The following is a 26,475-nucleotide window of genomic DNA, read 5'->3' as shown; positions in this document are numbered from 1 at the left end:
GCCTGCCGTTGGGTGTGTCCAGGCAAGTCTCAACGAGGAGGAACGATGGGTAACGATGCCCACACTCCGGACGCAGCGGCGTCCGTGGACTTCGAGCAGGTCCAGTCGACGGAGCAGTTCAAGGAACTGCGCAAGCGTCACCGCAGCTTTGTCTTTCCCATGGCAGTCGCATTCCTGCTGTGGTACTTCGCATACGTCCTGCTCGCCGACTACGCCGTGGAGTTCATGTCCACGAAGGTCTGGGGCAACATCAACGTGGGCCTGATCCTCGGCCTGCTCCAGTTCGTGTCAACGTTCGCCATCACCGGCTGGTACGTCAGCTACTCCAACCGGCGGCTGGACCCCATCGCGAAGGAGATCCGGGACGAGATCGAGGGTCACGAATTCGACAAGCACGGCAACCGAGTGAGCGGAGTTAACAAATGATCGGCATCGCCACAGCGGTGGACGTGGCCGCCCTCAAGGACACCACGCTGCTGAACATGGGGATTTTCGGGCTGTTCGTGGCCGTGACCATGGTGATCGTCTTCCGCGCCAGCCGGAACAACAAGACCGCCGCGGACTACTACGCGGCAGGACGTTCCTTTACCGGCTCCCAAAACGGAACCGCCATCGCAGGAGACTACCTCTCGGCCGCCTCGTTCCTGGGCATTACCGGCGCCATCGCCATCAACGGCTACGACGGCTTCATGTACTCCATCGGCTTCCTCGTGGCCTGGCTCGTGGCCCTGCTGCTCGTCGCCGAACTCCTCCGCAACACCGGCAAGTTCACCATGGCCGACGTCCTGTCCTTCCGGCTGAAGCAGCGGCCGGTCCGCATCGCCGCCGCCATCTCCACCCTCGCTGTCTGCTTCTTCTACCTCCTCGCCCAGATGGCAGGCGCCGGAAGCCTGATTTCGCTCCTGCTCGGCATCAGCGACTGGGGCGGCCAGTCCCTGGTGATCATCGTCGTCGGCGCCCTCATGATCATGTACGTCCTCATCGGCGGCATGAAGGGCACCACCTGGGTGCAGATCATCAAGGCGATCCTGCTCATCGCGGGCGCCGCCGTCATGACACTGTGGGTCCTGGCCATCTACGGCTTCAACCTCTCCAACCTCCTGGGCGCCGCAGTGGAGACAGCCAACAACCCGGCCGTCCTCAACCCAGGCCTGCAGTACGGCAAGACCGAAACCTCGAAGCTCGACTTCATGTCATTGGGCCTTGCCCTGGTCCTGGGCACGGCCGCCCTGCCGCACGTGCTCATGCGCTTCTACACGGTCCCCACGGCCAAGGAAGCCCGCAAGTCCGTGGTCTGGTCCATCTGGCTGATCGGCCTCTTCTACCTCTTCACCCTTGTGCTGGGCTACGGAGCGGCCGCCCTGGTGGGTGCCGATACCATCAAGACCGCACCGGGCGGCGTGAACTCGGCTGCCCCGCTCCTGGCCTTCTATCTCGGCGGACCGCTGCTGCTGGGCTTCATCTCGGCCGTGGCGTTCGCCACCATCCTCGCCGTCGTGGCCGGCCTGACCATCACGGCTGCGGCTTCCTTTGCCCACGACATCTACGCCAGCGTCATCTCCAAGGGCAAGGCCGACGCCGACACTGAGGTGAAGGTGGCCCGGCGCACCGTCGTGGTCATCGGCGTCCTTGCCATCCTGGGCGGGATCCTCGCCAACGGACAGAACGTGGCGTTCCTGGTGGCGCTCGCGTTCGCCGTCGCCGCCTCCGCCAACCTGCCCACGATCATCTACTCCCTGTTCTGGCGCAGGTTCACCACCCAGGGTGCGGTCTGGAGCATGTACGGCGGCCTGGGCTCCGCGATCGTCCTGATCATCTTCTCGCCGGTGGTCTCCGGTGCGGCCACCTCGATGGTCAAGGACGCGAACTTTGCGCTCTTCCCGCTGAGCAACCCCGGCATCGTCTCCATTCCGCTGGCGTTCCTGCTGGGCTGGCTGGGAACCGTCCTCGACAAGAAGCGCGAGGACACCGCCAAGCAGGCCGAAATGGAAGTCCGCTCCCTCACCGGGGTGGGCGCCGAAAAGGCCACCAGCCACTGACCTGCGCCAGCCGCCGGCCTTCATCAGCCGCCGGCGTGGGGCACAAGCAGCGAAGAGCCTCCGTACCGGGAACATTCCCGGTACGGAGGCTCTTCCGTTCCTGCCCGAGCCGCTAGCCTGCGGGCCTGAGTTTGATGTTGGTCATCTTGAGCTCGTCGGCTCCTTCAAAGCGGTAGGCGAGGTCCACCTCTTTGCCCTCGCAGGTGATGAGTCCGACGATGTCTGCCGACTTGGTCCCGTTCTCGGTGCCGACCTTAAGGTCGTTGTACGCCGGTTTGCAGGACTCGTCCATCTCCAGGCTTTTGATGCCGGAAATGAACGCCTCCTTGGACAGCTGCTCCTTCAGCGCCGGGTCGAGGTACTCGTCGTACGCTTTGGAGCTGTCCCCGGCGATCACCAGTTTTGTGAAGCCGTCCGCCAGGCCGCGAGCCTGGTTGGTGGCGCTGCCCGCTATGTTGACCAGGATGATGATCCCAAGGACCACCAGCAGCAGGACGCCGCCGGCGCCCGCCAAAATGATCCACAGTTTCCGCCGGTTCCTGGGCGGCGGCTGTCCCGGGAGCCCGAAGGGTGCGGCGTCCGGGTCCTGCCCGAAATGCGGCTGCTGCGGCAGTTGCCGGGACCCAAGGCCGGCGCCGCCCGGCTGGTACGGTTCCTGAGGAGTGCTCAAAATGGAGCCTTTCGGGAAAAGTGGTGCTGCGCACCGCTCGGTGGCGGGGATCCTGTGCCGGCCCCGCCAATTAACTGGCACCAGCCTATAGTGCGGGCCGCCGGCGTCGTACTCCAGCCCGCCTCCCGCCGTCGTACTTCCCGTTGATTCGGGACAGCCTGCTAGCCGCGTTCTGAACCACGGTCAAGCAGGGGCTGCACGCGGAAGGGAATGAGTTCGCCCATGGCCAGGGCCGTGTCAGTCCTGTCCACGCCTGCGCACGCCAGGATCTTCCCGTTGATTCGGAACAGGTCCTCGGCGTCCAGTGCAACCACCCGGAGCAGCAGGTCCGCCGACCCCGTCAGGCCGTAGCCCTCAAGGATCTCGGGGATGGCTGCAAGTTCCTTCGCCAGCTGGGCGAGCCGCTGCTGCTGGACATGGACGGAGATGAAAGCCATCAGCGGGTAGCCCAGGGCGGCCGGGTTTATCCGCCGCTCGAAGGACAGGAAGACGTGCCTTTTTTCCAGCTGCGCCATGCGCGCCTGCACGGTATTGCGGGACAGGCCAAGCTTCTGGGCCAGCGCCACCACCGTCTTCCGGGGATCCTGGGCCAAGGCCGAGAGCAGGCGGGTGTCGGTGCCATCCAGGGCTTGCATAATGCGCAACGTTAGCACGGTCCCGCGCCGCCCCGCAGAGCATTTTGCTCAATGATCGCGCCGGTGGTTGTACCTCCTGAGCATTGTGAGTAGGGTCACAATATCCGGGGCAAAGACGCCCGGGCGGCCGGCGGCGAGCGGGACCACAAGTCCCAAAACCGCAGGTCAACCACGTGAGAAGATTGCGGGCTATCGTGTCTACAGACCAAACGGGCCAGGGCGGTTCCACCGCCTCCACCAGCGCCCGGTACCCCCATGGACAGGGACGTGACCTGGTCCAGTTGGTCACCCCTTCCGGCGAGCGGGTCAGCCATCCGGAGTTCGACTACTGGGTCAGGGACATCACTGACGAGCAATTGTGTTCCCTTTATGAGGACATGACCGTCATCCGGCGCATCGACGTCGAGGCAACGGCCCTGCAGAGGCAGGGCGAGCTAGGGTTGTGGCCGCCGCTGCTGGGACAGGAGGCGGCGCAGATCGGTTCGGGCCGCGCGCTGCGCAGCGACGACTTCGTCTTCTCCAGCTACCGGGAGAACGGGGTGGCATACTGCCGCGGAGTGGACCTGACGGACCTCGTGCGGGTGTGGCGCGGCAACGCGTCCTCGGGCTGGGATCCCTACACGGTCAACATGGCCACCCCGCAGATCATCATCGGCGCCCAGACCCTGCATGCCACCGGCTACGCCATGGGCATCCAGAACGATGGCGCAGATTCGGTGGCCGTGACCTATTTCGGCGACGGCGCCACCAGCGAAGGCGACGTCAACGAGGCAATGGTGTTTGCCGCAAGCTTCCAGGTGCCCGTGGTGTTCTTCTGCACCAACAACCACTGGGCAATCTCCGAGCCTGTCCGGCTCCAGTCCCACATCCAGCTCGCGGACAGGGCTGCCGGGTTCGGCATCCCCAGCCTGCGCGTGGACGGCAACGACGTCCTGGCGGTCATGGCGGCAACCCGGGTGGCCCTGGACCGGGCACGGCGCGGCGGCGGCCCAACCTTCATCGAGGCGGTCAGCTACCGGATGGGCCCGCACACCACGGCGGATGACCCCACGCGCTACCGCGACGCCAACGAACTCGAGGACTGGGCTGCCAAGGACCCGATCAGCCGGATTGCCGCCCTCTTGGACCGGAAGGGCCTGCTCACCGAAGAACTGCAGCAGCAGGTGAAGGACAAGGCCGACGCCGTGGCGCACGAGATGCGCACGGGATGCACCACCATGCCGGACCCGGAGCCGCTGGACGTCTTCAAGCACGTCTACAGCACACCCAATTCCTGGCTGGACCGGCAGCAGGACCACTACGCCCGCTACCTGGCCTCCTTCGGTGATCCCGCAGGGGCCGTCTCAGAAGAAGGTGCACGCTGATGACCCAGATGACCTTTGCCCGTGCCATCAATGCCGGCCTGCGGAAGTCCCTCGAAAACGACCCCAAAGTGGTTCTCCTGGGCGAGGACATCGGCACCCTCGGCGGCGTGTTCCGGGTTACCGACGGGCTGCAGAAGGACTTCGGGACGCACCGGGTGGTTGACACGCCACTGGCTGAATCGGCCATTGTGGGCACCGCCGTCGGACTGGCCTACCGCGGCTACCGCCCGGTGGTGGAAATCCAGTTCGACGGTTTCGTCTACCCCGCATTCGACCAGATCGTCAGCCAGGTTGCCAAGATCCACTACCGCACCCGCGGGGCCGTGAAGATGCCCATCACCATCAGGATTCCGTTCGGCGGGGGCATCGGCTCACCCGAGCACCACTCCGAATCTCCGGAGGCCTACTTCACCCACACGTCAGGCCTCCGCGTGGTGACCGTTGCCAATCCCCAGGACGCCTACACCGTGATCCAGCAGGCGATCTCCTGCGACGACCCCGTGCTCTACTTTGAACCCAAGCGCCGCTACCACGACAAAGGCGAGGTTGACGAGGCCCTGGACCCTGCCGCCGCGGAGCCCATGGGCCGGGCAAGCGTCCTGGCCACTGGCACCGACGTCACGCTGGTGGCCTACGGCCCGCTGGTCAAGACCGCCCTCGATGCAGCTTCCGCGGCCGCCGACGAAGGGATCTCAATCGAGGTCATCGACCTTCGCTCGCTGGCGCCGGTGGACTATGACACGGTTGTTGCCTCCGTGCGCCGGACCGGGCACCTGGTCATTACCCACGAGGCCGGGCAGTCGGGCGGCCTGGGCGCAGAAGTGGCAGCGAGCATTACCGAGCGGTGCTTCTACTACCTGGAAGCCCCGCCGGTCCGCGTCACCGGGTTCGACATCCCCTACCCCTACTCCAAACTTGAAATGCACCATTTGCCAGGCCTGGACCGAATCCTCGACGGCGTGGACCGTGCCCTTGGCCGGCCGAACTCCCTCAGCGGGCTGGAAGGATGAGCGCCACCATGATCAAGGAATTCCGGCTGCCGGACCTGGGCGAGGGACTCACCGAATCGGAGATCCTCAGCTGGAAAGTGGGAGTGGGCGATACCGTCAGCCTGAACCAGGTGATTGCGGAAGTTGAAACGGCCAAGGCAGTGGTGGAGCTCCCGTCCCCGTTTGCCGGGGTCGTCAAGGAACTGCACGAACAGCCGGGCACCGTCGTGGAGGTGGGCAAGCCTATCGTCTCCTTCGAGGTGGCGGACGACGCCGGGCAGGCACCTTCGGGCGGAGCGCGGGAGGCCGCGCCTGAAGCGCCGAAGCGGGAACCGAACCTGGTGGGCTACGGCGCCGTCCCCGAAAGCACCGGCCGGCCCGCGCGGCGGCCGCGGAACTTCCCGGTGGCAGGGAATGTGGCAACCCGTGTCCAAACCAAACCTGTTGAACCCAAACCTGTTGAACCCAAACCTGTTGAACCCAAACCTGTCGAAACAAGCCATGTCCAAAGCGAACCTGCGGCCGAGCGCCCCCGGTCCACGCCGCCGGTCCGGAAGCTGGCGAAAGACCTCGGGGTGGACCTGGCATCGGTGGCCGGCACCGGTCCGCAGGGGCTGATTACCCGCGAGGACGTGCACCACTTTGTGGAGGGCACGTCCACCGGTGTTGGTGCAGGCGCTGTCACGGGCCAGGAGGCTGCCACTCCGACCGCAGGGCAGGCGTATCCGGGTGGACGGGAATCCCGGACCCCCATCAAGGGCGTCCGGAAGCTCACGGCCGCCGCCATGGTGCAGAGTGCTTTCACTGCACCGCACGCCACGGAATTCCTGACCATCGACGTCACTCCCGCCATGGAGCTGTTGGCCAGGCTCCGGGACGGCAGGGAATTCGCGGGATACAAGCTGACCCCGCTGACCCTGGCGGCGAAGGCACTGCTGATTGCGCTCCGGCGGAATCCGTCGCTCAACTCTCACTGGGATGAGGAAAACCAGGAGATCGTCACTTTCAACTACGTCAACCTCGGCATAGCGGCCGCCACGCCGAGGGGCCTCACGGTGCCCAACATCAAGGACGCGGACTCACTCTCCCTGGCCCGGCTAGCAGAAGCACTGACAGCGCTCGCAGAAACCGCCCGGGCCGGCAAGACCTCGCCGGCGGACCTGTCCGGAGGCACCATCTCCATCACCAATATCGGCGTCTTCGGTATAGACGCCGGCACTCCCATCCTGAACCCGGGGGAAGCGGCGATCCTGGCACTCGGAGCCGTGCGGAAGATGCCCTGGGAGCATCGCGGGGAAGTTGCACTGCGGCAGGTGATGACCCTGAGCCTGTCCTTCGACCACCGGCTGGTGGATGGTGAGCAGGGTTCGCGTTTCCTCGCCGATGTGGGTGCCATCCTGGCCGACCCCGGGATGGTCCTCACGATGGTCTAGGTCACGGACGGCCCTGGCCCGCTTGAGCGTTGCTGCCCGGCACCGCTTATGCGGTCCGGGGCCGTTCGTGGAACGTGGCGTCCACCAGCAGCGCAGCCAGCGCCATGCTCTCGAGCAGCGGGCGGGCGGTTCCGGCGGCCACCTTCCGGCCGTGGCTGCGGACCGAGTGCGGGGTGGAGTTGATCAGGCCAAACGTGGCATGGGCCCTCATCCGGAGCTCTGAACCCTCCGTCGCGGGATGGAGCCTGGCGAGGACGTCCACCCAGACCTCCACGTAGCTGCGCTGGAGGATCCGCACCGCCTCCTGGTCCTGTTCGGACAGGCTGCTGAAGTCCCTGTCCTGGACGCGGATGACGTCCGGCTTGCCGAGGGCAAAATTCACCTGGAACTCCACCAGTCCCCGCAGGGCGGCCAGGGGATCGGCATTGTCCGCCACCACCCGGCGCCCGCCGTCGAGCAGTTCCTGGCTGACAGTGACCAGCAGGTCGGCCAGCACCGCCTGCTTGCCCGGAAAGTGGCGGTACACGGCCGGGCCACTGACGCCGGCGGCAGCACCGAGGTCCTCCAGGGACACCCGGTTGAAGCCGTGCAGGGCAAAGAGTGACGCGGCAGCGGACAGCAGCGCCTGGCGGCGGTTCTCCTTCGCCCTGCTCCGCTGCGTTGTACTGCTCCGCTGCGTTGTACTGCCGCGCTGGGCGGTGGCGCTGCGCTGCTGGGTGTCGCCGGGCAGCGCAGTATTGCCGTGCTGGGTTGTACTGCTGCGCTCGCCGGCCGGCGCCGCGTCGGTGCTTCGCACGATTCCTCCTCGGACCCGGAGAGTCTAGCAAGGCAGTCCCTGTGTTGGACATCACAGTTAATCGAGACTAACCTGAATTTCAGTTACTCAGTACTAACCGAGTTGGCTTTTCGCCGGCCGGTCCAAAGATGAACAGGATGCGTCAATGGAGACCCTTGCCACCCGGCTCGATCCTTCCGGCGGGGCCTTCGCGGCAAACCGCGAAGCACAGCTGGAGCTGGCGGAGGACCTGCGGAAAAGGCTGGCGGACGCTGCGCTGGGCGGGCCGGAGAAGTCCCGGCAGCGCCACGTGGCCCGGGGGAAGCTGCTGCCGCGCGAGCGGATCGACCAGCTGCTGGATGAGGGCAGCCCGTTCCTTGAGATTGCCCCGCTGGCCGCCAACGGAATGTACAACGACGAGGCCCCCGGCGCCGGCGTCATCGCCGGCATCGGGCTGGTCCACGGCCGCCACGTGCTGGTGATTTCGAACGACGCAACGGTCAAGGGCGGAACGTACTATCCGCTGACCGTCAAGAAGCACCTGAGGGCCCAGGAGATCGCCCTCGAAAACCGGCTGCCCTGTATCTACCTGGTGGATTCCGGCGGAGCGTTCCTGCCGAAGCAGGACGAGGTCTTTCCGGACAAGGAGCACTTCGGCCGCATCTTCTACAACCAGGCGAGGCTGTCCGCGGCCAAGGTTCCCCAGATCGCCTCGGTCATGGGCTCCTGCACCGCCGGCGGCGCCTACGTGCCGGCCATGAGCGATGAAACGGTCATCGTCCGGAACCAGGGCACCATCTTCCTTGGCGGGCCGCCGCTCGTGAAGGCCGCGATCGGCGAGATCGTCACTCCGGAGGAGCTTGGCGGCGGCGAGGTCCACTCAAGGATCTCGGGCGTGACTGACCACCTGGCCGAAAACGACGAACACGCGCTGCAGATCATCCGGGACATCGTGTCCACCCTCCCGCCGCCGGCCCCGCCCGCCTGGGAGGTGGAGGCCGCCGTCGAACCATCAGCAGACCCTGACGGGCTGTACGGTGCCGTGCCGACGGACGTCAACGCCCCGTACGACGTCCACGAGGTGATCGCCCGGCTGGTGGACGGCAGCCGGTTCCATGAATTCAAGAGGGAATACGGCACCACCCTGGTGACCGGCTTCGCCCGGCTGCACGGGCACCCGGTGGGCATCGTGGCCAACAACGGCGTGCTCTTCAGCGAGTCGTCCCTCAAGGGCGCACACTTCATCGAGCTCTGCGACCAGCGCGGCATCCCGCTCGTTTTCCTGCAGAACATCTCCGGCTTCATGGTGGGCAAGGACTCTGAACAGGGCGGCATCGCCAAGAACGGGGCCAAGATGGTGACGGCCGTGGCTACTGCCCGGGTGCCCAAACTGACGGTGGTCATCGGCGGTTCCTTCGGCGCCGGCAACTACTCCATGTGCGGCCGCGCCTATTCGCCGCGGTTCCTGTGGATGTGGCCGGCAGCCCGGATCTCGGTGATGGGCGGCAACCAGGCCTCAAGCGTGCTGGCCACCGTAAAGCGTGACCAGTACGAGGCTGCGGGCCAGGAGTGGTCCGCCGAGGACGAAGAGGCCTTCAAGGCGCCCATCCGCCAGCAGTACGAGGACCAGGGCAGCCCGTATTACTCCACCGCCCGCCTCTGGGACGACGGCGTGATTGATCCAGCCGACACCCGCACCGTGCTGGGCCTGGCATTGGACGTCGTGTCCCGCACGCCGCTGCCGGAAACCTCCTTCGGCCTCTTCAGGATGTGAGCCAGCATATGACCACCCCTTCCTTCACCGGCACCGCCACGGCAAGCAGGCCCATGTTCAGCACTGTCCTGGTGGCCAACCGTGGCGAGATCGCCTGCCGCGTGATCCGCACCCTCCGGGCCATGGGCATCCGGTCAGTTGCCGTTTACAGCGATGCCGACGCCGGCGCGCGCCATGTACGCGAGGCTGACACGGCCGTTCGGATCGGCCCCGCCGCGGCCACGGAGAGCTACCTGAAGATCGATGCCATCATCGATGCGTGCCGCAAGGCCGGGGCGGAAGCCGTGCATCCGGGCTACGGCTTCCTGAGTGAGAACGCCGACTTCGCCCGCGCCCTGGACCGGGCCGGCATCACCTTCATCGGCCCCGGCATTGATGCGCTGAGAATGATGGGGGACAAGATCCGCTCCAAGAACCACGTGGCCGGTTACGGCGTCCCCGTGGTTCCCGGAGTAGCGGAGCCCGGCATGACGGATGAGCAGCTGGTGCAGGCGGCCGGCGGCGTCGGGTTTCCGCTGCTGATCAAGCCTTCCGCAGGCGGGGGCGGCAAGGGCATGCACGTGGTGGAACGCCCGGCAGACCTCCCCGCGACGCTGGCCACCGCCCGGCGGGTGGCTGCCGGCGCCTTCGGCGACGACACCCTTTTCCTGGAACGGCTGGTATCCACCCCGCGGCACATCGAGGTGCAGGTGCTCGCGGACAACCACGGCAACGTCATCCACCTGGGCGAGCGCGAATGCTCGCTGCAGCGGCGCCACCAAAAGGTCATCGAAGAGGCGCCGTCGCCCTTGCTCGAAGCGCACCCGGACGGCGCCGCCCTTCGCGCCCGCATCGGCGAGGCAGCCTGCAATGCAGCCCGCAGCGTTAACTACAGCGGTGCCGGGACCGTCGAATTCCTCGTCTCGGACGACGCGCCGGACCAGTTCTACTTCATGGAGATGAACACCAGGCTGCAGGTGGAGCATCCCGTCACCGAAATGGTCACCGGCATCGACCTCGTCGAATGGCAGGTGCGGATCGCCGCCGGCAGGGCACTCACCATCCGGCAGGCCGACGTCGAACTTAACGGGCACGCGGTGGAAGCACGCGTCTACGCGGAGGTTCCCGAGAAAAACTTCCTGCCCTCCACCGGGACCGTGCTCCTCCTGGATGAACTGCCCGGGCAGGCTGCCGGCAGGGTGCGGGTGGATTCGTCCCTGGCGGAAGGACTGGAGGTCTCGTCCAGCTACGACCCCATGATCTCCAAGGTGATCGCGTGGGGGGAGGACCGTACAGCTGCCCTGGACACCCTGGACGCGGCGCTCGCGGGCTATACGGCGCTTGGGCTGGACACCAACGTCGAATACCTGAGGCTGCTGATCAACGATGCCGATGTCCGCGCGGGACACCTGGACACGGGGCTGATTGAACGCAAACTGCCGCACCTCGCCTTCCGCCGCGTTGGCGAGGCCGAACTGGTGGCGGCGGCGCTCTTCACCATCCAGGCGGAGGAACAGGACAGCACCCCCCTGCCGCCGGGCCCCTGGCAGGCCCGCAACGGATGGCGCCTTGGCACACCGGCGCCGCGCCGCGTCAGCCTGGGAACGTCCGACGGCGGCGTGGCCACCGTGCGTATCAGCGGCAGGAACGCGGCCGGCCCGGTCGGGGACTGGGCTGTCCCCGAAGGCACTGCACTGGTGGCCGTGGACGGCGGGCCGCACCGTCCGGCACGGCTGGAAATGATTTCCCGCCGACGCGTTGCGCTGACGTTCAACGGGCGCACCACCACGTACGCCGTCGTGCCGGGACCTTCAGCGCTCTTCCTTGGCAGCGAGGGCTGGTCCTGCCGGCTGGAAGTCCTGACGCGTGAGTCGCGGCTGGAGCGGGTACTTGCAGCGATTCAGCGGGAGGAGGGTGCTGCCGACCCTGCGGTGCGCTCACCCATGCCGGGAACCGTGGTGTCCGTTCCGGTCACCGACGGTGCGGACGTCACGGCCGGGCAGGTGCTGGTTTCGGTGGAGGCGATGAAGATGGAGCACCAGCTGCTGGCTCCGCTCGACGGGACTGTGCACCTCAGCGTCCGGCCCGGGGACCTGGTGAAGGCGGACCAGGTCCTGGCGACCGTCCACCCCCGCACCGCAGATACAGACACAGATACAGCCACAGATGCAGCCTTACTTAATGGCGAAGGAGCCTAGACATGGCAGGTTTTGAACTCAGCGAGGAATACCAGGACCTCAGCGACACCGTCCGGGACTTCGCGGACACCGTGGTGGCACCCGTTTCCGCGAAGCACGACGAGGAGCACAGCTTCCCCTACGAAGTGGTGAAGCAGATGGGCGAGATGGGGCTGTTCGGCCTGCCTTTCCCCGAGGAGTTCGGCGGAATGGGCGGCGACTACTTCGCCCTTGCCCTGGCCCTGGAACAGTTGGGCCGGGTGGACCAGTCCGTGGCAATCACCCTCGAAGCAGGGGTGTCGCTGGGCGCCATGCCCATCTACCGTTTCGGGACGGACGCGCAGAAGCAGGAGTGGCTGCCCATGCTGGCATCCGGCCAGGCGCTGGCGGGTTTCGGCCTGACTGAGCCGGAGGCAGGATCGGACGCGGGCGGCACCAAGACCCACGCCCGGCGCGAGGCTGACGGCGGCAGGACAGAGTGGGTGATCAACGGCAACAAGGAGTTCATCACCAACTCCGGAACGGACATCACGCGCCTGGTCACCGTCACCGCCGTCACCGGCCGGAAGGAACGGGGAGACGGCTCAGTGCAGAAGGAAATTTCCACCATCCTGGTGCCCACCGATACCCCTGGCTTCAAGGCGGAGAAGCCCTACAACAAAGTGGGCTGGAACGCCTCGGACACCCATCCGCTGACCCTGAAGGATGTCCGGGTCCCGGAGGCCAACCTGCTGGGAGTGGAAGGGCGCGGCTACGCCAATTTCCTCTCCATCCTGGATGAGGGCCGCATAGCCATCGCGGCACTCGCCACCGGCGCAGCCCAGGGCTGCGTGGACTTGTCGGTCAAGTACGCCCGGGAGCGGAGCGCCTTCGGGCAAAACATCGGCAAGTACCAGGCCATTTCGTTCAAGATCGCGCGCATGGAGGCCCGCGCCCACACCGCCCGCCTTGCCTACTACGACGCGGCGTTCCGCATGCTTGCCGGCAAGCCGTTCAAGACCCAGGCCGCCATCGCTAAGATGGTCGCAGGCGAGGCAGCCATGGACAACGCGCGGGATGCCACCCAGGTATTCGGCGGCTATGGCTTCATCAACGAGTTCACCGTGGCAAGGCACTACCGCGACTCCAAGATCCTTGAAGTGGGGGAGGGCACCACGGAGGTCCAGCTGATGCTGATCGCCCGCGAACTGGGACTGTAGCCGGCCTGAGAGGATCACTGATGATTGACAAGGTTGTTGCCAGCGCTGAAGAAGCCGTCGCGGACATACCGGACGGAGCGTCCCTGGCCGTGGGTGGATTCGGCCTCTGCGGTATCCCGGTGACCCTCATCGATGCGCTGCACCGGGCAGGAACGGCGGACCTCGAAACCGTCAGCAACAACTGCGGCGTGGACGACTGGGGCCTGGGCATCCTGCTCCGGGACGGCCGGATCCGCCGCACCATCAGCTCCTATGTGGGCGAAAACAAGGAGTTTGCCCGCCAGTACCTGGCCGGCGAACTGGAGGTGGTGCTCACCCCGCAGGGCACCCTGGCCGAGAAGCTCCGCGCCGGCGGCGCCGGCATCCCGGCGTTCTACACGAAGGCGGGAGTCGGCACGCAGGTGTCCGACGGCGGCCTGCCGCAGAAGTACGACGCCCACGGCGGGATCGCGGTTGCTTCCGCGCCGAAGGAGGTGCGGTCCTTCGGTGGAGTGGACTACGTCCTTGAGGAGTCGTTGACGCCGGACTTCGGGCTGGTCCACGCCTGGAAGGGCGACCGCCACGGAAACCTGGTGTTCCATGCCACCGCAATGAACTTCAACCCGCTCTGTGCCATGGCCGGCAGGATCACCATCGCCGAGGTGGAGGAACTGGTGGAGCCCGGGGAACTGGACCCGGAACACATCCACACTCCGGGAATCTTCGTCCAGCGGGTGGTGCTGGCCGCCAACGCGGAGAAGCGCATCGAAAAACGGACCGTTGCCCTTCCCCGGCCAGGCACTGGAGCGCCCGGAACCGGAACCGGCACCAACCAGCAGGCAGGAGCATAGCCATGGATCCCAACAGCCCCTACGCTCCACGGCCCGAAGGCGTGCGCCCCGAATACCGCCGGGCGGCAGCCCAGCAGCACGAGGTCCAGGCAGACGGGACTGCCGCCAAAGGCTGGACCCGCAACGAACTCGCCGCCCGCGTGGCGAAGGAGCTCAGCAACGGCCAGTACGTCAACCTGGGCATCGGCATGCCAACCCTGATCCCCAACTACATTCCCGACGGCGTGGAAGTGGTGCTCCACTCCGAAAACGGGATCCTCGGCGTCGGCCCTTATCCCGCGGAGGATGCCGTTGACCCGGACCTCATCAACGCCGGCAAGGAAACTGTCACGGTCAACAAGGGTGCCGCTTTCTTCGACTCGGCTTCTTCCTTCGGAATGATCCGCGGGGGCCATGTGGACGTGGCAGTCCTGGGCGCCATGGAAGTTGCGGCCAACGGTGACCTGGCCAACTGGATGATCCCGGGCAAGATGGTCAAGGGCATGGGCGGCGCCATGGACCTGGTGTTCGGCGCCAAGAAGGTCATCGTGATGATGGAGCACGTGGACCGCAACGGAAACCCGAAGATTGTCCAGCAGTGCTCCCTGCCCCTGACCGGCAAGGGCTGCGTGGACCGGATCATTACGGACCTGGCGGTCATCGACGTTGTTGCGGACGGGTCCGGGTCCAGGCTGGTGCTGCGCGAACTGGCACCCAACGTCTCGGTGGAGGACGTGGCCGCCGCCACCGGGGCAGACCTGTTCGAAGAAGACCGGGAACTGACCGTATGAGCGGCGGTGACGGCGCCGCGGCGGGACCAACCGGCGGCGAGCCGCAGGTGATTGAGCAGCGCGGGCTGTACTTCGAGGAGCTGCAGGAGGGCGTCACCTACGCCCACCGTCCCGGCCGCACCGTGACGGAGGCCGACAATGTCCTGTTCACCACGCTGACGATGAACACGCAGGCGCTGCACCTGGACGCCGCCTGGAGCGCCGGCCAGCCGTTCGGCCAGCGGCTGGTGAACTCGATGTTCACCCTGGCCACCATGGTGGGGCAGTCCGTCTCGCAGCTGACCCAGGGCACCATCATCGCCCAGCTGGGCCTGGCCGATGTCTCGTTCCCGCATCCGCTCTTCCATGGCGACACCCTCTACACCGAGACGGTGATCAGCGGAAAACGGCTCTCGGGTTCCCGGCCGGGGCAGGGGATCGTCACCATGGAGCACACCGGCCGGAACCAGGACGGGACGGTGGTGGCACTGGCCACCCGAAGCTGCCTGATGTGGACCCGCGAGGCCCATGCCAAGCAGGAGGAGCACGGACAGGAGACAATGCAGTCATGACCTTTGTGATGGGCCCCGCCCTGCTCTTCTGCCCTGCCGACCGGCCGGAGCGCTACCAGAAGGCGGCCCGCAGGGCCGACGCCGTCATCCTGGACCTTGAGGATGCGGTGGCTCCCGCCGATAAGCAGCGCGCCCGCGGTGCCATCCTGGCCCAGCTGGGAACCACCGGCGTGGAGCCGGAACTGGAACCCAGCTGCACTATCGTGCGGGTGAATCCGGTGGGCACCGAGGACTTCGAGAAGGACCTTCACTGCCTCGCCCACACCCCTTACCGTACGGTCATGCTTGCCAAGGCGGAAACCGTCCAGCAGCTCGACGCCCTGGAGGGCTATAAGGTGATTGCGCTGTGTGAAACAGCGCTCGGAGTCCTTAACGCCCCCGCCATTGCCGCCGCCCCCAATGTGGTGGGCCTGATGTGGGGGGCAGAGGACCTGCTGGCATCGCTGGGCGGTACGTCCAGCAGGAAGGCCGACGGCGGCTACCGGGCGGTGGCGCTGCACGCCCGTTCCGCCGTGCTGCTGGCCGCGCGGGCCTGCGGCAAGGAGGCGGTGGATGCGGTTTACACGAACATCCCGGACCTTGCCGGGCTGGAGGAGGAGGCGGCCGACGCCGTGGCCTCCGGCTTCAGCTCCAAAGCGTGCATCCATCCGAGCCAGGCAGCCGTGGTCCGGGCCGCCTACGCGCCCTCCGACGCCGAAGTGGCGGCGGCTGAAGCCCTCCTGGAGGCTGCAGAGTCGGCAGGGTCAGGAGTGTTCCAGTACCAGGGAAAGATGATCGACGGGCCCATCCTGAAGCATGCCCAGGAAATCATCCGCCGGGCCCAGGGCATGGGCTAGCCGTTCCGCCTCATCCCGGCCGCCCGTGCGACCGCCGCAATGACAGCGGGGGGATCGGCTCGTACAGCAGCGTCCGCACCCACCGGTTTCCGGTTTCCCGGAACTCCTTGCGGCTTGCGAACCGGTAGTGGTAGCTGCGCACGCGCACCCAACGCGGCGGGGCGCCGTCGAACGGGTCATCGCGGAGGAGCCGCAGCGTCTGCCGGTCCGCCTCCAGGAGCTTGCCCAGGAAGGCATAGAACCACTCCTCATGGACGGTCCTTAGCGGCAGGAACCACATCAGCCAGTCCAGGCGCAGGTGGTAGGGCGCCCACTGCCGCGGGAGCCTGCCGGGCTCGCCGGGCTTGCCCTTGAAGCCGTACTCCCGCCACTCGGAGGAGTCGTCCGGGTCCTCGTCGGAGGTGCCCTCCACCACTATTTCAATCCGCTGCTTGGTGACCGTGCCGAACGCGCCGTAGGTGTTGACCAGCTGCCACCGGTTGAAACTGGCATTCATCAGCTGCCGGCGCGAGAAGAGGTTGCGCAACGGCCAGTAACTGAGCACAACCAGCAGCAGCGTGGCAGCCAGCGTGATGGCCAGCCACCACAGCGGCGTCTCCCGGTCCACGCCCGGCGCTCCGTGCCAGTCCAACGGAATGGCCGGCAGGACGGCGTGGGCAACCGGATCACTCACGGCGGCGAAGGCCAGCACAATGGCAATCCAGTTAAGCCACGCGAAGTTGCCTGTGGCCACCAGCCAGAGCTGGGTGGCGATGACAATGCCTGCCGCCACGCTGGCAACAGGCTGCGGAGCAAACAGGAAGAACGGCACCACCAGCTGGGCGAAGTGGTTGCCCAGCACTTCCACCTTGTGCAGCGGCTTGGGCAGGAGATGCGCCTGCCGGCTGAGCGGACCCGGCATGGGCTGCGTCTCGTGGTGGTAGTAGAGGGCAGTCAGGTCACGCCATTCCCGGCCGCCGCGGATCTTGATCATCCCGGCGCCGAACTCCAGCCTGAACACCAGCCACACGATCAGGATCAGGATGGTGCGGGGAGGGTCCGTCTGGTCCGAGCCCAGGAAGGCCACCGTGAAGCCGGCCTCCAGGAGCAGCATCTCCCAACCGAACCCGTAAAAGGTCTGCCCTACGTTCACGATGGACATGTACAGCAGCCACAGGACAAGGAACGCTATCAGCGGAACCCACGGCGGGCCCTGCTGCGGGATGCCGGCCACGAGCAGAGCCGATACCAGCAGCCCTGCGGCGCACACCCAACGCAGCAGGCGGTCCGAATACCGCCAACGGAACAGGGTAGGCCGGCGCAGGCGGCTGAAGCCGGAAAGGTATTCGGGGACGGGGAGAAGGCCGCGTTCACCCAGCAGCGCCGGGAACTGGTTCAGCGAGGAGAGGAACGCAACGAAATACAGTGCCGCCACGCCTCGCTGCAGCACCTGCCGGGCGAATTCGTATTCCGGCGCATCAAACCAGGAGAGCCAGTCCACGCAGTCCACGTTACGCCCGCTCCCAACAGTGCTGCCACTGGGGCCAAAGGGATGTTGAGGGGCCCCGCTTAAGGCGGCGGCTGTCCGGCAGCGCGGTGCGGGATACTTAAGCAATGCAGCCACGCAGAATCGTCCTCCTCGGATCCACCGGTTCCATCGGCACCCAGGCGATTGACGTCGTCGACGGCGCCCCGCACCTTTTCGAGGTGGTGGCCCTCAGCGCCGGGGGAGGCAACCTGGAGCTCCTCGCGCGCCAGGCGGTGCACACGGGTGCCTCTGTGCTTGGCATAGCCGCCGGGGACCCCGGTCAACTGGTCTACTTGGTGGCCGAAGCCGCAGCCGCTGCCGGCAAGCAGGGTTACCGGCCGGAAATCATTGCCGGACCGGACGCGTCCACCCGTATTGCGGGGGTCGAGGCTGACGTGGTCCTGAACGGGATCACCGGTTCCATTGGCCTGGCGCCCACCCTGGCGGCCCTCAAGTCCGGTGCCACGCTGGCGCTTGCCAACAAGGAGTCCCTGATTGTGGGCGGTTCGCTGGTGAAGGCCGCTGCCCGCGAAGGCCAGATCGTGCCGGTCGATTCCGAGCACTCGGCGATCGCCCAATGCTTGCGTTCCGGATCTGCGGCGGAAGTGGAAAAACTGATCCTCACCGCGTCCGGCGGTCCCTTCCGCAGCAGGAGCAGGGACGAACTGCACGGGGTAACTCCACAGGAGGCGCTGGCGCATCCCACGTGGGATATGGGTGTCATGGTCACCACCAATTCCGCTACCCTCGTCAACAAGGGCCTGGAAGTCATCGAGGCGCACCTGTTGTTCGATGTTCCCCTGGACCGGATCGATGTGGTGGTGCATCCGCAGTCCGTGGTGCACTCGATGGTGCAGTTCATCGACGGGTCCATCATTGCCCAGGCGTCCCCGCCGGACATGCGCCTCCCCATTGCCCTGGGACTGGGCTGGCCGGACCGGGTGCCCAACGCGGCCGCGGCCTGTGACTGGACGCGGGCCGCTTCGTGGACATTCGAGCCGCTGGATACGGAAGCCTTCCCCGCCGTCGGACTCGCCAAGGACGCCGCGAAGCAGGGCAGCACGTTCCCCGCTGTGTTCAACGCCGCCAACGAGGAAGCCGTGGCGGCCTTCCATGCCGGGCGCATCAGGTTTACCGACATCGTGGCCACCATCGAGTCCGTCCTCAGCGAACATTCAGGCTCCTCCGGGCTGACGGTGGAGTCCGTGCTGGATGCTGAGGACTGGGCACGCGCCCGCGCCCACGAACGTTTAGCAGTCAGCAGTCTCTAGGAAGCAGCAGCACGTCAATGACCCCCGTTCTCCTTTTTGTCCTCGGCGTCGTCTTTGTGGCGATCGGCATCGCTGCCTCCATCGCGCTCCATGAAGTGGGCCACCTGCTGCCTGCGAAGCTCTTCAAGGTCCGCGTCACCAAGTACATGATCGGCTTCGGCCCTACGCTCTGGTCGCGGCGGAAAGGCGAAACCGAGTACGGCGTCAAGGCCATCCCGCTGGGCGGCTACGTCTCCATGATTGGCATGTATCCGCCCAACAAGGAGGACGGTTCGGTCCGGCCCTCCAGCACGGGCATGTTCCAGACCCTGGCCACCGAAGCCCGGTCCGCGGCCCATGAGGAAGTGGGCCCCGGCGATGAGGGCCGGGTGTTCTACCGGCTTCCGGTCTGGAAGAAGATCATCGTGATGCTGGGCGGGCCGGCCATGAACATGGTGCTTGGCGTGCTCCTCACCGCCGTCCTGCTGATGGGCTTTGGCGTCGCCACAGCCACCACCACCATCTCCGACGTCTCCAAGTGCCAGGTGGCGGCGGGGGAAACCGTGGACCCGAACTCCGCGGACTGCCGGCTCACGCCCGCCGCCGCGGCAGGACTCAAGCCCAGTGACACGGTCATCGCCTTTGACGGAAAGGCTGTGGACAGCTGGGACCAGCTGACGGAATGGATCCGGGCCTCCGCGGGGCGCGAGGTAACCATCACCGTGGAGCGGGACGGCGCCCGGGTGTCCACCAACGTGACTCCGGTGCTGTCGGCCCGTCCCGTCGTCGGGGCGGACGGACGCCAGGAAAAGGACGACGCCGGCAACCTCCGTTACCAGGACGTCGGCTTCCTGGGCATCGGTTCCCGGACTGAACTGGTGGCCCAGCCGGCGTCGTCCGTTCTTCCAATGGCGGGGGAGAACATCCGCCAGGTGGCAGGGGTGGTCTTCAACCTGCCCGCACGCGTTGTGGGCGTGGCGAAGGCTGCCTTCAGCGAGGAGCCCCGCGACCCCAACGGCCCCATCAGCGTGGTGGGCGTGGGACGGGTGGCCGGTGAAGTGGCCGCCATGGAAGAAATCCCGGTGCAGTCCCGGCTGGCCGCACTGATCGGGCTGCTCGCCGGCCTGAACTTCGCGCTGGCCGTGTTCAACCTGGTACCGCTGCTGCCTTTGGACGGCGGACACGTAGCCGGCGCCCTGTACGAGGGTGCGCGGCGCCGCGTGGCCAAGCTGCTCGGCAAGCCGGACCCGGGAGCCTTCGACATCGCTAAGCTGCTGCCGGTGACCTATGTGGTGGCCGCCCTGCTCATGGGCATGAGCGCGCTCCTCATTTATGCCGACATTGTGAAGCCCGTGAACCTCTTCGGCTGACGCCTGCGGGTCCTTCGGGAGAGCAGGACCGGGGGCTGATTTCCGATTTTCAGCTAAATATGACTGATATTTAATAATCAGCCGCAGATGGTTGATTCGGAGGAATCAGCTGCCTAAGGTTGGAACATGTTCGTTCTCACCATTGACCAGCGGGGGAGCACCTCGGATGTGGACCGCGTCCCGGACCTGATCGCCGCACTGCAGAGCCGCACCCCGGTTCCGTTTGAGCGCTCAGTGGGTGACGAACTCCAGGGTGTAGTGGAACAGGCTGAAGACGTGGTCGACGTCGCCCTGCATGCACTGCGCAGCGGGTACTGGTACGTGGGCATCGGCATTGGCGCCGTGCACCTCGCTCCGGGTGCCAGCCCGCGGGAAGGGTCCGGAAGCGGCTTCGTGGCGGCGCGCAAGGCAGTGGAACTCGCTAAAAGCGCGGCCGGCCAGGTCCCGTTGTCAGTGGTGTCCGGCACCATGGTCCGCGGGAGGGACATTCGGTCCCCGCAACAGAATGATGCAGCACAGGAAGGCGTCATGGCCTGCTCCAACGCACAGGCAGTGCTTCGGCTGATCGGGCGCCTGGTGCAGCAGCGCACGGAGGCCCAGTGGCGGGTGGTGGACCACCTGCGCGCGCAGGGGGACGGCAGGCACGGCAGCCAGAAGCAGGTGGCCCGGGAACTGGGAATCACCGAGCAGTCGGTGAGCCGTGCGGTGCTGAGGTCCGGCTGGCAGGAAGAATGGGCGGCGAGGCCCGCAGCGGCAATGCTCCTTGACTATGCGCAGTCCCTGATTGCGGGCACCCGGACGGAAGGAAACCAGTGAACGCACTCTGGATCACGGTTGCGCTGCTCGTGGCAGGATTCGCCGGCTGGCCCGTGACCGCGCTGGTGTTCCGGCTCGCCAAGACCATTGATGACAAGGCAGACGCAGCCAAGGCGGCCGAGGAAGCCGGAGGGGCAGCCGACGATCCGTCCGCGGACGTCACCGTCGACCCTCCGCCTCCCGGCCGGGGCCAAAATGTGGACGATGAGCTGACCGCCGTGGCCAGCGCACCGCCGTCGGCCGGTCCTGGCTCCGGACCGGCGGCTCCCACCCAGCGGATCCTTCGGGGCGGCGCCATCATTGGAGTCCTGGAGCGGCTCGGAGTTTGCCTTGCCATCCTCACCGGCCAGCCGGTGGCCATCGCCTATATCGTGGCCATCAAGGGCCTGGGCAGGTTCGCGGAGTTGAAGGAAACCCCTGTGGCTGCTGAACGGTTCATCATCGGAACGCTGGCGTCCATGCTGTGGGCGGCCGGAACGGCCGCGGCCGTCAAGGTCATCTTCCTGGCGTGACAAAAGGGTCTGCCCGTCCGGTGGCAGGCGGCCCACCGGATGCGTCCGGAGGCCTGCAGGGCGATAGGGTAGCGGTATGACAGTTTTTGCCGTTGAGTACGTTTATGCCGCCGAATCCACTGACGAACGCAATGCCGTTCGGCCCGCGCACCGTGAATGGACCGCCGGCCTGGCCCAGGACGGCGCCATTCTGGCCAGCGGGCCGTACGGTGACGGTGCCGGGGCGCTGCTGATTTTCAAGGCAGCCGATGAAGCCGCCCTCAACTCGATCCTGAAACAGGATCCGTTCGCAGCAGCCGGAGTCATCGCCGGAACCCGCATCACCGAATGGTCGCCAATTACCGGCGTGCTGGCCGGCCTCGCCGCCTAAGCCGCCTCCACTTTTCGAACCTCTAGGAGTCCTCGTGACCTCGGTCAGCCTGGGAATGCCCTCAGCACCGCCACCCGTCCTTGCCCCCCGCCGCAAGACGCGGCAGATCAAAGTCGGTTCCGTGGGGGTCGGCTCGGACTCGCCCATCAGCGTGCAGTCCATGACCACCACGCCCACCACGGACATCAACGCCACCCTCCAGCAGATCGCGGAACTGACGGCGTCGGGCTGCGACATCGTGCGCGTTGCCTGCCCGTCCGCCGACGACGCCGAGGCGCTGCCCATTATCGCCCGGAAGTCCCAGATTCCCGTCATCGCGGACATCCACTTCCAGCCCAAGTACGTCTTCGCGGCGATCGAGGCCGGCTGCGCGGCGGTGCGGGTCAACCCCGGCAACATCCGCAAGTTCGATGACCAGGTCAAGGAGATCGCAGCGGCGGCCCGCGATCACGGGACGTCCATCCGCATCGGCGTGAACGCCGGCTCCCTGGAGCCCGGAATCCTGAAGAAGTATGGAAAGGCCACCCCGGAGGCGCTCGTGGAGTCTGCCGTCTGGGAAGCATCCCTCTTCGAGGAGCACGGTTTCCACGACTTCAAGATTTCCGTGAAGCACAACGACCCCGTCATTATGGTGGCCGCGTACGAGATGCTGGCGGAAAAGGGCGACTGGCCGCTGCACCTCGGCGTCACCGAGGCAGGCCCGGCATTCCAGGGAACCATCAAGTCGGCCACGGCCTTCGGGGCGCTTCTGTCCCGGGGCATCGGCGACACCATCCGGGTTTCCCTCTCCGCTCCGCCGGTGGAGGAAATCAAAGTGGGAAACCAGATCCTCCAGTCCCTCAACCTGCGTCCGCGCAAGCTGGAAATCGTCTCCTGCCCCTCCTGCGGCCGCGCCCAGGTGGACGTCTACACGCTGGCCGAGCAGGTTACGGCCGGGCTTGAAGGAATGGAGATTCCACTGCGCGTGGCGGTCATGGGCTGCGTGGTCAACGGCCCGGGCGAAGCCCGCGAAGCAGATCTTGGCGTTGCCTCGGGCAACGGCAAGGGCCAGATCTTTGTGAAGGGCGAGGTCATCAAGACTGTCCCTGAGAGCCAGATTGTTGAGACACTGATCGAAGAGGCCATGCGTATCGCGGAAGAGATGGGGGAGGCCGATGGCGAAGATGCTGTCAAGGGTAGCCCCGTGGTTAGCGTCTCGTAAGGACGTCCCCGCCCCGCCGGGGATTTCCGTCCGTACCCTGGACCGGGAGGACACTGCAGCGCTGAGGCTACTGGCGCAGCGTGATCCGGTCACGAACGTGTTCATCCTGGCGCACCTGCGTGCCGCCGGTTCCGCCGCAGCCACCAGCGGCGGAGCCGGGGTCCTCGGCGTGTTCGACGACGGCGTCCTGGCGGGTGCCTGCTGGGCAGGGGCCAACCTGGTTCCCGTGCAGCTGGACCCGGACCTGGCCGGAGTGGTGGCTGCGGCGGCCAGCGCATCCGGACGCCGCTACGCCTCCGCCTTCGGCCCCGCCAGTTCCGTACTGGCCCTTCACGCAGAATTGGTTGAGTTGGGGCACCGGGCCCACGAGGTGCGCCCGGACCAGCCTTTGATGACCATCGGCGGGCCCCCGTCCGTTGAGCCGAACCCGGGGCTGGGGCTGGGAAACCTAGCGGATTTCGACCGCATCCTGCCGGCGTGCGCCGCGATGTTCGAGGAAGAAGTGGGATATTCCCCTTTCCTGGGCGGCAGGGAGTTCTACAGCCGCCGGGTGGAAAGCCTGATTCGGCAAGGGCACTCCCTCGTGCACCTGAACGACGCCGGCGAAGTGGTGTTCAAGGCCGAACTCGGGGCCGTCACCTCCGACGTAACGCAGATCCAGGGCGTCTGGATGAACCCCCTCTACCGCGGCCAGGGGCTGAGCCCCGGGTATATGGCGGCAGTGGTGGAGCAGGCACAAAGGGTGGCGCCCACCACAAGCCTTTACGTCAACGGCTTCAACACCCGCGCACGGGCCACCTACGAGCGGGTCGGTTTCCAGCAGGTGGGGACCTTCGCCACCGTTCTCTTCTAGGACTGCGTCCCCTTCCTGCCGTCCAGGTCTCCCGTCAGGTAGCGCTGCACATTGGGTGCGACCAGCCGGACCACGTCCTCGGGTGCCGCGGACGCCAGCGGCTCCAGCCGGACCACGTAGCGGACCATCATCAATCCCACCATCTGCGTCGCCACCAGGCCGCCGCGAAGCGCCACGTCCTCCTTCGGCCCGGGCACGCCCGCCATGATGCGGCTGATGATGGCCCGGGTGGCGGTCTCCCGGAGGAGGGCGGTCTTCGCCTTCGATCCAATGGTCCCGCGCAAGAATGCCACCAGTCCTGGCTGGGCAGGGCTCTCCCACAGGCGCAGCACTGCGCGGACGATGAGCTCGGCCCGCTCGCCGGGGGGAGAATCCTCCACGCCGGCCAACACCTCCCCGGGATCCGCCGGAAGCTCCACGCTGAGGGCGAAGAGCTCGTCTTTCCCGTTGAAGAAATGGTGGATCATGGCCGGATCCACCCCGGCCGACCGCGCCACCTGCCGCAGGCTGGTGCCCTCAAAGCCGTGCTCGGCGAAAAGCCGCCGGGCCGCCTCGAGGATGTGGCCCCGCGATGCGTTTCTCCCGCCCCGGCGTCCCCGCCGCACAGCCGGGGGCTGTCCGTCCGGTGCGCTCACGGGCTCTGCCTGCGCAAGGTGAGGGAGGCCAGCACCAGGACTCCCACAACAATCGCCACCATGATCCCGGCGTCCTGCCATAGCTGTTCCGTTGCTTCCGTGTTGGCAGCGATCTCCTGCAGGGCGTCCACGGAGAATGTCAGGGGAAGGACGTTGGAGATCGCTTCAAGGACATCGTTCATGCGGTCCCGGGCCACGAACAGTCCGCACAGCAGGATCTGCGGCACCACCACCACGGGCATAAACTGCACCGCCTGGAACTCGGTCCTGGCGAAAGCTGAACACAGCAGTCCCAGGGCCACCCCCAGGACCGCGTTGATCACGGCGATCAGGACCACGAAGCCGGGCGGCCCCTGGATATCAAGATCGAAGATCCAGTAGGCAACGGCGGTGGCCACCAGTGACTGCAGGGCGGCCATGATGGAAAACGCCAGGCCGTAGCCAAAGAGGAGGTCGGCTTTGTGCACGGGTGTGGTGAGCAGCCGTTCCAAGGTTCCGGAGGTGCGCTCGCGCAGCATGGTGATGGACGTGACCAGGAACATCACCACGAAGGGGAAGATGGCCAGCATCATCAGGCCTACCCGGTCGAAGGTCCGGGGGGCTCCCGGAGGCAGCGTCTCGTTCTCGTACAGGAAGTAGACCGCAGTGAGCAGCAGCGCGGGCACCACCAGGATCATGGCGATGCTCCGGTGGTCGTGGCGGAGCTGGTCCAGCACCCGGTGCGTCGTGGCGAGCATCATTCGGACGTCCATCACCGCACGCTCCTGGTCCGTGCTTTGGGTTCCCCGGTGCCGGCAGCCGCTGCCCCGGGCGTCTCCGGCGCCGTCGTCGCAGTCGCCGTCGTCTCCTGGATGATGTGGAGGAACGCCTTCTCAAGGTCGCTGCTGTGTCCGCGCCGGCTGAGTTCCCCGGGCGTCAGCCGGGCGAGCAGCCTGCCCCCACGGAGGAGCAGCAAGTCGTCACACCGGCTGGCTTCCTCCATCACGTGGCTGGACACGAGGAGGGTCGTTCCAGCCTCTGCCATGGCCTGGAACCGGCTCCAGAGGTCCGCCCGCAGTACCGGGTCCAGTCCTACGGTCGGTTCGTCCAGCACCAGGAGCGGGGGATGCGCCACCAGTGCGCAGGCGAGGGAGGCGCGGCTGAGTTCGCCGCCGGACAGGTCCGCCGTCTTCTGCCGGGCCTGCCGTTCAAGCCCGACGGCGGCAATCGCCTCCGCCGCCTCAAGCTTCGTTTTCCGGTGCATGGCTCCGAAGTAGCGGACATTCGCTTCCACAGTCAGGTCCGGGTACAGACTCGGCGACTGGGTCACATAGCCCACCCGGTGGCGCAGGGCAGCGCTGCCGGCGGGCAGGCCCAGGACCTGCACCGTTCCGGACGCAAGCCGCTGGACACCGACGATGGCCCGCATGAGGGTCGTCTTTCCGCTGCCCGAGGGTCCCAGCAGTCCGGTGATCCTGCCGGCCGGGATGGTGAAGTCCAGCCCGCGAAGCACAGGGACCTTGCCTCGCGTGACATTCAGGCCGGCGGCGACAATGGCGTCTCCGCCCGTTCGGCCCTGACCTTCCGGTATTGCCGCCGCATGGGACATGATCGCCCTCCGTTGCCAGGAGCAGGGCTGCCGGCGCCTGGTGGCGCCGTAATTCATCACCTGATGAATTAAAGCTAGGGCGCCGGAAAGGCCCGGTCAACAGCAAGAAATGAGAAACACTTGTCAATGTGCCTCCCATCACATAGGTTCGATCTAGCTGCGCTGGAGTGGCGTGGGCGGTCTCACCAGTCCTCACCAGTACTTAGGCGATAACGGCGTCGAGCCACGCCCGGATGCGATGACCAGCCTCATGGGGGGCCAGGGGCTTTGCATCTCCGGGCGTGGCTCAACTGCGTTCCGGGAAAGTGCCGGGCGGCTGTACCGCTGCCGGGCGGCCGGTGCCCGCACCGGC

General features: G+C 66.5%; 26 protein-coding genes. 19 read left to right on the top strand and 7 right to left on the bottom strand.

Going from position 1 to position 26,475, the window contains the following annotated elements:
* The first annotated feature begins 45 nt into the window (after window positions 1-45).
* Both GK109_RS03060 and GK109_RS03055 read left to right on the top strand, forming a co-directional pair.
* Entirely contained in the window at window positions 46-426 is a 381-nt protein-coding gene (locus tag GK109_RS03060) for a DUF485 domain-containing protein (protein WP_157238621.1), read from the top strand.
* Window positions 423-2,039 carry a cation acetate symporter gene (locus GK109_RS03055; protein ID WP_157238620.1) on the top strand — a complete coding sequence of 539 codons (1,617 nt, stop codon included), beginning with the start codon at window positions 423-425 and terminating at the stop codon, window positions 2,037-2,039. The genes GK109_RS03060 and GK109_RS03055 overlap by 4 nt, the downstream gene beginning before the upstream one ends.
* Before the next feature lie 112 nt (window positions 2,040-2,151).
* Here the strand turns inward: GK109_RS03055 and GK109_RS03050 are convergent, their stop codons facing one another.
* Window positions 2,152-2,709, bottom strand: coding sequence for a hypothetical protein (locus GK109_RS03050; protein WP_197432392.1), 558 nt, complete (start codon window positions 2,707-2,709; stop codon window positions 2,152-2,154).
* Between the two features lie 161 nt (window positions 2,710-2,870).
* Entirely contained in the window at window positions 2,871-3,344 is a 474-nt protein-coding gene (locus GK109_RS03045; protein ID WP_157238619.1) for an Lrp/AsnC family transcriptional regulator, read from the bottom strand.
* A 194-nt stretch (window positions 3,345-3,538) separates the two neighbouring features.
* Here GK109_RS03045 and pdhA point away from each other — a divergent pair, with 194 nt between their 5' ends.
* From pdhA to GK109_RS03030, 3 genes are read left to right on the top strand one after another with little or no spacing between them, the layout of a single operon-like run.
* Window positions 3,539-4,708, top strand: coding sequence for a pyruvate dehydrogenase (acetyl-transferring) E1 component subunit alpha (gene pdhA, locus GK109_RS03040; RefSeq protein WP_321215828.1), 1,170 nt, complete (start codon window positions 3,539-3,541; stop codon window positions 4,706-4,708).
* The gene (locus tag GK109_RS03035) at window positions 4,708-5,718 is read left to right on the top strand and encodes an alpha-ketoacid dehydrogenase subunit beta (RefSeq protein WP_157238618.1); all 1,011 of its coding nucleotides are present in this window, start codon (window positions 4,708-4,710) and stop codon (window positions 5,716-5,718) included. Before pdhA ends, GK109_RS03035 begins: the two co-directional genes overlap by 1 nt.
* A gap of 8 nt (window positions 5,719-5,726) precedes the next feature.
* Window positions 5,727-7,130: a dihydrolipoamide acetyltransferase family protein gene (locus tag GK109_RS03030; RefSeq protein WP_231754789.1), complete on the top strand. Its 1,404-nt coding sequence runs from the start codon at window positions 5,727-5,729 to the stop codon at window positions 7,128-7,130.
* Between the two features lie 46 nt (window positions 7,131-7,176).
* Here GK109_RS03030 and GK109_RS03025 read toward each other — a convergent pair whose 3' ends face one another.
* The gene (locus tag GK109_RS03025) at window positions 7,177-7,860 is read right to left on the bottom strand and encodes a TetR/AcrR family transcriptional regulator (protein ID WP_157242579.1); all 684 of its coding nucleotides are present in this window, start codon (window positions 7,858-7,860) and stop codon (window positions 7,177-7,179) included.
* 211 nt (window positions 7,861-8,071) lie between these two features.
* Here GK109_RS03025 and GK109_RS03020 point away from each other — a divergent pair, with 211 nt between their 5' ends.
* The 7 genes from GK109_RS03020 to GK109_RS02990 are packed head-to-tail and all read left to right on the top strand — an operon-like array spanning window position 8,072 to window position 16,021.
* Window positions 8,072-9,679, top strand: a complete 1,608-nt coding sequence (locus GK109_RS03020; RefSeq protein WP_157238616.1) for a carboxyl transferase domain-containing protein — start codon at window positions 8,072-8,074, stop codon at window positions 9,677-9,679.
* An 8-nt stretch (window positions 9,680-9,687) separates the two neighbouring features.
* Entirely contained in the window at window positions 9,688-11,856 is a 2,169-nt protein-coding gene (locus GK109_RS03015) for a biotin carboxylase N-terminal domain-containing protein (protein WP_157238615.1), read from the top strand.
* 2 nt (window positions 11,857-11,858) lie between these two features.
* Entirely contained in the window at window positions 11,859-13,034 is a 1,176-nt protein-coding gene (locus GK109_RS03010; RefSeq protein WP_157238614.1) for an acyl-CoA dehydrogenase family protein, read from the top strand.
* Window positions 13,035-13,054: 20 nt separating this feature from the next.
* A complete protein-coding gene (locus GK109_RS03005; protein WP_157238613.1) occupies window positions 13,055-13,864 on the top strand; it encodes a CoA transferase subunit A in 810 nt (269 codons plus the stop codon).
* 2 nt (window positions 13,865-13,866) lie between these two features.
* Window positions 13,867-14,634 carry a CoA transferase subunit B gene (locus tag GK109_RS03000; RefSeq protein ID WP_157238612.1) on the top strand — a complete coding sequence of 256 codons (768 nt, stop codon included), beginning with the start codon at window positions 13,867-13,869 and terminating at the stop codon, window positions 14,632-14,634.
* Window positions 14,631-15,185 (top strand): MaoC family dehydratase, encoded by a 555-nt coding sequence (locus tag GK109_RS02995; protein ID WP_157238611.1) that lies wholly within the window; start codon window positions 14,631-14,633, stop codon window positions 15,183-15,185. Before GK109_RS03000 ends, GK109_RS02995 begins: the two co-directional genes overlap by 4 nt.
* A complete protein-coding gene (locus GK109_RS02990) occupies window positions 15,182-16,021 on the top strand; it encodes a CoA ester lyase (protein WP_157238610.1) in 840 nt (279 codons plus the stop codon). Before GK109_RS02995 ends, GK109_RS02990 begins: the two co-directional genes overlap by 4 nt.
* 10 nt (window positions 16,022-16,031) lie before the next feature.
* Here GK109_RS02990 and GK109_RS02985 read toward each other — a convergent pair whose 3' ends face one another.
* Window positions 16,032-17,501 (bottom strand): lipase maturation factor family protein, encoded by a 1,470-nt coding sequence (locus GK109_RS02985; RefSeq protein WP_370460368.1) that lies wholly within the window; start codon window positions 17,499-17,501, stop codon window positions 16,032-16,034.
* A 113-nt stretch (window positions 17,502-17,614) separates the two neighbouring features.
* Between GK109_RS02985 and dxr the strand changes: the two genes are divergently transcribed.
* From dxr to GK109_RS02950, 7 genes are all read left to right on the top strand, one after another.
* Window positions 17,615-18,799 (top strand): 1-deoxy-D-xylulose-5-phosphate reductoisomerase, encoded by a 1,185-nt coding sequence (gene dxr, locus GK109_RS02980; protein ID WP_157238609.1) that lies wholly within the window; start codon window positions 17,615-17,617, stop codon window positions 18,797-18,799.
* Window positions 18,800-18,816: 17 nt separating this feature from the next.
* Window positions 18,817-20,148 (top strand): RIP metalloprotease, encoded by a 1,332-nt coding sequence (locus tag GK109_RS02975; protein ID WP_157238608.1) that lies wholly within the window; start codon window positions 18,817-18,819, stop codon window positions 20,146-20,148.
* 126 nt (window positions 20,149-20,274) lie between these two features.
* Window positions 20,275-20,964, top strand: coding sequence for a MarR family transcriptional regulator (locus GK109_RS02970; protein ID WP_157238607.1), 690 nt, complete (start codon window positions 20,275-20,277; stop codon window positions 20,962-20,964).
* Complete coding sequence (locus GK109_RS02965; RefSeq protein ID WP_370460367.1) at window positions 20,961-21,476, top strand: hypothetical protein; 516 nt, start codon at window positions 20,961-20,963, stop codon at window positions 21,474-21,476. Before GK109_RS02970 ends, GK109_RS02965 begins: the two co-directional genes overlap by 4 nt.
* Before the next feature lie 76 nt (window positions 21,477-21,552).
* On the top strand, window positions 21,553-21,846 hold the full coding sequence (locus GK109_RS02960; RefSeq protein WP_157238606.1) for a YciI family protein: 294 nt from the start codon (window positions 21,553-21,555) through the stop codon (window positions 21,844-21,846).
* Window positions 21,847-21,880: 34 nt separating this feature from the next.
* Window positions 21,881-23,047 (top strand): flavodoxin-dependent (E)-4-hydroxy-3-methylbut-2-enyl-diphosphate synthase, encoded by a 1,167-nt coding sequence (ispG, locus tag GK109_RS02955; protein ID WP_013600504.1) that lies wholly within the window; start codon window positions 21,881-21,883, stop codon window positions 23,045-23,047.
* A complete protein-coding gene (locus GK109_RS02950) occupies window positions 23,010-23,900 on the top strand; it encodes a DUF4081 domain-containing GNAT family N-acetyltransferase (protein WP_157242576.1) in 891 nt (296 codons plus the stop codon). Before ispG ends, GK109_RS02950 begins: the two co-directional genes overlap by 38 nt.
* Here the strand turns inward: GK109_RS02950 and GK109_RS02945 are convergent.
* The 3 genes from GK109_RS02945 to GK109_RS02935 are packed head-to-tail and all read right to left on the bottom strand — an operon-like array spanning window position 23,897 to window position 26,123.
* Entirely contained in the window at window positions 23,897-24,535 is a 639-nt protein-coding gene (locus GK109_RS02945; RefSeq protein ID WP_370460366.1) for a TetR family transcriptional regulator, read from the bottom strand. The genes GK109_RS02950 and GK109_RS02945 overlap by 4 nt on opposite strands.
* On the bottom strand, window positions 24,532-25,275 hold the full coding sequence (locus tag GK109_RS02940; protein WP_157242574.1) for an ABC transporter permease: 744 nt from the start codon (window positions 25,273-25,275) through the stop codon (window positions 24,532-24,534). Before GK109_RS02940 ends, GK109_RS02945 begins: the two co-directional genes overlap by 4 nt.
* An 11-nt stretch (window positions 25,276-25,286) precedes the next feature.
* On the bottom strand, window positions 25,287-26,123 hold the full coding sequence (locus tag GK109_RS02935) for an ABC transporter ATP-binding protein (RefSeq protein WP_231754788.1): 837 nt from the start codon (window positions 26,121-26,123) through the stop codon (window positions 25,287-25,289).
* Window positions 26,124-26,475 lie beyond the last annotated feature (352 nt).

This window comes from Pseudarthrobacter sp. GA104 (assembly GCF_009741265.1).
Lineage (GTDB): Bacteria > Actinomycetota > Actinomycetes > Actinomycetales > Micrococcaceae > Arthrobacter.
This window is presented reverse-complemented; position numbering and strand designations above follow the sequence as displayed.